The following is a 4,111-nucleotide window of genomic DNA, read 5'->3' on the forward strand; positions in this document are numbered from 1 at the left end:
TTGTGGGCGGCGCCGCCCACCACCGGGCTACCCGCTGCAGGACGGCCTGCCGCCGGGTTTTCGGCCGACGCGCCGCCCGGCGCCGGGGCTTTGGCCCTCACTGGGGTGCTCCCCGCCAGGGTGCCAGCCGATGGGGTGCGCGCCGCTGGGGTGCTCGTCGCGAGGTCGCCTGCTGCTGCGCCGCCTGCCACCGGGGCGTCGGTCGGTGGGGTGCTCTCTGCGAGACGGCCTGCTGCTGGGGCATCGGCCGGGTTGTCCGCGGCTGACGGAACGCCCGACGTCGGGCCCTTGCTGTCGGCAGGCGGGGCTTCCGCGTTCTCCGCTGGCCCCGTGCGCGGGGTCGATGAGGGGGTCACTTCGTCGACCGCCCCCGCCGGAACGCCAGCCAGCCCGCCGCGAGGAGGGCTGCCGCTGCCGCGGCGGTGGTCAGTACCGTCACGCCGGTCGCGGCCAGGCTTCCGTCCCCGGAGCTGCCGGTGCCGCTGGAGCCGTCGCTTCCGCCCGAGGCGCCGCCCGCGCCGCCGGGGCCGGAGCCCGGTCCCCCGGTCGACCCGCCGGAGTCGGAGCCGGCCGTACCGCCACCCGTATCGCCATCGGAGGCCACCGGCGGCTGGCCGGTGAAGCTGACCGGGACCTTCACGTCCTGGGAGCGGTCGGCGGACAGCGTGTGGTCCGCGCGGGTCGCGACCACGCACTTCACCTTGAAGCAGTCGGTGAACTCGTCCTTCGCGTCCACCGTCAGCTCCACCTCGAAGGACCCGCCCGCGCCGTACGGGATCGCCAACTCCTCGCCGTAGTCCGGCGGGTTGGAGGAGATCCACGCCGAGGTGTGGGCGCCGCCGGTCATGTCGACGCCACCGATGCAGGGGGTGGGGAGTTCGCCGGGCCCGTTGTCGACGCACAGGGCGACGTAGATGCCCTTCTTCTCGTCGTAGCCGGAGCCGGTGACCGTCAGCTTCTGGTCCTCGACCGCGAGGCCGTTGACCGGGGTGACGGTCAGCTTCTGGCCGTCGGGGCCGGTGACGGTCCTGGTGCCGGAGGGCTCCGAGCCCGAATCGGAACCGCCCGAGCCGCCCGGTCCGCCAGGATCCTCCGCTGTGACGGTCAGCGTGACCGGGCTCGTACGCGTCGTCCCGGCGTCGTTCCGGAACTCCGCCCGGTACTGGTAACCGTCCTGCTCCGCCCGGGCGTCGAAGGCGTACGTGGTTCCGGTCGCGCCGCCGACGGTCTGCCAGGTCTGGCCCCCGTCCGGACTCACCTGCCACCGCACGGTCGGCTCGGGGGCGCCCTCGGCCAGCGCGGTCAGCGTCACGCGGTCGCCGGGGCGGACCGAGAGGTCCGACGGCGCCCGGGTGACCTTCGGCGACATCCGGCGGACCAGCCGGACGACCTTGCCCTCGGCCGGGGAGGCCACGAACACCGTCGCGCCGCCGGGCGCGACGGCGACGCTCGCCGAGCCGCTCTGCGCACGGTTGCCCGGCAGCGGCACCGGGTCCGTCGCCTCCTCGAAGGTGGCGGTGTCGTGGACGGTCAGGGCGCCGTCGTTGTCGCTGCCCGGGATCGACAGGTCGCCGGTGTCCTGCCAGACGACGAAGGCCCGCCCGCCGGACGCCGGGTCGAACGCCGCGTCCTTGGCCAGGTCCGCGCCCCCGGTGATGGTCTTCTTCGGCTTCCCGTCCGTGCCGAACACGGTGACCGCGTTCCCCCGGCCGACCCACACGTCCCCGCTCGCCGGATCGACCTCGACGAACCCGGGAAGGCCGTCGGACGCCGGCAGTTCGGCGGATGCGGCCACGTGGAAGGCCCCGGCGGACGCGCCGTCGATCTGGTGCAGCCGCCCGGCCGTGAAGTCCGCCCACCACACCGTCCCGCGCCGCGGATCGGCCGCGAACTGCCCCGCGCCTTCGAGGGTGATCTCGCGCCGGACGGCCCCGGTCGCGGTCTCGACCTCGGACAGCCGGGCGCCCTGCGCCACCAGGAGCGTGGAGCCGGAGAACCCCGGGCCCACATCGGTGACGGTGGAACCGGCCAGCCAGACGCCCCGCGTGGCCTGGTCGCCGTCCTTGGCGGTGCCGATGCCGCGCAGCGGGTAGTGGTACGCGACGCCGTCACCGGGCAGCGGGGCCGCGATGCGCGCCGCGGCCGAGGGGCGCAACGTGCCGGTGGAGCCCGGGGCCTGGGCGATGTGGCTCCTGACCTTCCCGTCGCCCGGGTCCAGTACGTACAGCCCGCGCTCGTCGGTGTCGGCGGTGTCGGCGAGGTTGTCGGAACCGACGTAGAGCTTTTCGGAGTCGGGGTGGACCAGCAGGTCCAGCGGTTTGCCCGCGCTGGTGAACTCGCCCGCTGGGCGGTACGTCACCGTGCCCGCCGGTACGTCGACACCGTCGCCGCCCGGGTCCTGCGGGTCCTGGCCTTCGAAGGCCACGGGGATGCGCACGTCCTGGGAGCGGTCGCCGCTCGCCCGGTGGTCGACGCGGGTGACGACCGCGCAGGTCACCTTCGCGCAGTCCAGCCCGTCGCCCTGGGCAGTCACCTCGATCTCGATGTCGAACGTGCCGCCGGGCCCGTACGCGGTGGCCAACTCACCTTCGTACGGGTCGCCTTCGGGCACGATCCACCGCGAGGAGTGCGAACCGCCGGTCATGTCGGCGCCCCCGAGGCAGGGGGAGGGGACGCGGTTGTCGCCGTTGTCCTTGCAGAAGGCGACGTAGATGCCCTTGGCCGTGTCGTAGCCCTCGCCGGTGACGCGGAGCTTCTGGCCCGCGGGGTCGAGGCCGGCGGAGTGGGAGACGGTCAGCTTCTGGCCGTTCTTGCCGGTGGCGGTCCTGGGCGAGTCGGCCGCTTTCGCCGCGGCCGTCTTCGCCGAGCCCGCTTTCGCCGAGCCCGTCTTCGCCGAGTCCGCTTTAGTCGAGCCTGCCTTCGTCGGGCCGGCCGTCGCCTGCTCGTCCGCCCTCGCCGAGGCGGCGCCGAGACCGGCCGGGGCCAGCAGGAGGGCGGAGGCGAGTACGGAGGTGAGGGCGGCCGCGCAGACCGCGGCGATCCGGTGGCGCGTGGCGGGAACTCCGGGACGTGCGGCGGGCGTTGGAGTGGGTGTCATGGTTCCTCGTGGGTGAGGTGGTCCGAGGTGGTGGGACGGCGGATCGGGCGGCGGCCAGATCGGGGCGCTGGCCGGATCGGGGCGGCGCCGGGGGCGCGCGGCGGCCGGGGCGCGGGCCCGGCCGTGAGACCGGGCCCGCGCCTGTGGGCTTACTGGAAGGTGACCTGCGCGATTACTGGAAGGTGATGGGGATGTGCACGTCGTACTTGCGGTCGTTGGTGTCCATGTGGTCGGCGCGGGTGACGATCGCGCACTCGACGGTCTCGCCGCAGACGTTGCCGCCGCCAAGATCGGCCTTGACGAAGATCTGGGCGGTGAAGGTGCCGCCCGTGCCATAGGCGGAGCTGTTGGGCAGGGTGCCGCCACCGGCGTTCGACACCCAGAAGGAGGCACCGGTGGTGCCGGACTCGTCCTGGCCGCCCAGGCAGGGGGTGGGCTTGTTGACGCCCGGAGCGCCGTCCACGACGCACACGCCGACGTAGACGCCCTGCGCGGTGTTGTAGCCGGAGCCGGTGACCGTGACGTTCTGGCCGGTGGCGGTGGCCGTGTCGGGGCCGGTGAGGGACAGGTTGTAGGTGGAGCCGCCGTCGGTGACCGTACGGGTCGCGGTGGCGGCGGAGGCGGAGGTGGCGAGCCCGAGGGTCAGCGCGGCCGCGGCGGCGGTGGCTATGCCGGCCGTGGCGAGGGCGTGGACGTGTCTGCCGGACGTGGTGCGGGGGAAGAGGGCAGGAGTCATCGAGGTGAGTACCTTTCGGGTGTGGGAATCGGGCGGTGATGCCCGTACATAGCCCTTGCGTGGCAAGGGAGTTCAGGGCTCGGTTCAGGATCCGGGGGCCTGGACCGAGAACGTGGCGCGGGCGCTCCGCCCGCCTTTGGCCACGGTCAGATCGACGGTGTGCGCGCCGGGCGCGGCTGTGTCGTAGACCGGGAACCGCCGCGTGATCCGGCCTTCGCGGTCGGCCACCGCCTCGTAGCGGGTGTCGTCGTCGATCGCGACCAGCACGATCTCGCCCG

General features: G+C 73.9%; 4 protein-coding genes. 1 reads left to right on the top strand and 3 read right to left on the bottom strand.

The genetic code is table 11. From position 1 onward, the window contains the following. Positions 1 to 352 precede the first annotated feature (352 nt). Complete coding sequence (locus tag AOK16_RS28315; protein ID WP_478072088.1) at positions 353 to 2,644, bottom strand: immunoglobulin I-set domain protein; 2,292 nt, start codon at positions 2,642 to 2,644, stop codon at positions 353 to 355. A gap of 138 nt (positions 2,645 to 2,782) precedes the next feature. Here AOK16_RS28315 and AOK16_RS29395 point away from each other — a divergent pair, with 138 nt between their 5' ends. Continuing rightward, the gene (locus AOK16_RS29395; protein ID WP_478072090.1) at positions 2,783 to 3,283 is read left to right on the top strand and encodes a pentapeptide repeat-containing protein; all 501 of its coding nucleotides are present in this window, start codon (positions 2,783 to 2,785) and stop codon (positions 3,281 to 3,283) included. Here the strand turns inward: AOK16_RS29395 and AOK16_RS14535 are convergent. Both AOK16_RS14535 and AOK16_RS14540 read right to left on the bottom strand, forming a co-directional pair. Further along, complete coding sequence (locus tag AOK16_RS14535) at positions 3,270 to 3,833, bottom strand: hypothetical protein (RefSeq protein ID WP_055472680.1); 564 nt, start codon at positions 3,831 to 3,833, stop codon at positions 3,270 to 3,272. The genes AOK16_RS29395 and AOK16_RS14535 overlap by 14 nt on opposite strands. Positions 3,834 to 3,917: 84 nt before the next feature. After that, the coding region (locus AOK16_RS14540; RefSeq protein ID WP_055472681.1) for a hypothetical protein at positions 3,918 to 4,111 on the bottom strand (194 nt) is incomplete at its 5' end.

The organism is Streptomyces pathocidini (assembly GCF_001418495.1).
GTDB classification, from domain to species: Bacteria; Actinomycetota; Actinomycetes; order Streptomycetales; family Streptomycetaceae; genus Streptomyces; species Streptomyces pathocidini.